General features: G+C 63.4%; 1 rRNA gene. It reads left to right on the top strand.

The window, feature by feature from the left end:
* Position 1: 1 nt before the first annotated feature.
* A 16S ribosomal RNA gene (locus tag ACTHSW_RS10960) occupies positions 2 to 232 on the top strand; the annotation flags it as partial.

Genomic DNA, 232 nt, shown 5'->3' with positions numbered 1-232 from the left:
CACTGGGCTTAAAGGGCGCGTAGGCGGCCGGGTTGGTCGTGGGTGAAATCCCCCAGCTTAACTGGGGAATTGCCTACGATACTGCCTGGCTCGAGGGAGGAAGGGGCGGCCGGAACTGTCGGTGGAGCGGTGAAATGGGATGAGATCGACAGGAACGCCGGTGGCGAAAGCGGGCCGCTGGCCCTCTTCTGACGCTGAGGCGCGAAAGCCAGGGGAGCGAACGGGATTAGAT

This window comes from Neisseria sp. P0008.S004, assembly GCF_051962755.1.
Lineage (GTDB): Bacteria > Pseudomonadota > Gammaproteobacteria > Burkholderiales > Neisseriaceae > Neisseria > Neisseria subflava_A.
The sequence above is the reverse complement of the archived record's forward strand: the minus strand, read 5'-3'. Positions and strand labels throughout refer to the sequence as shown.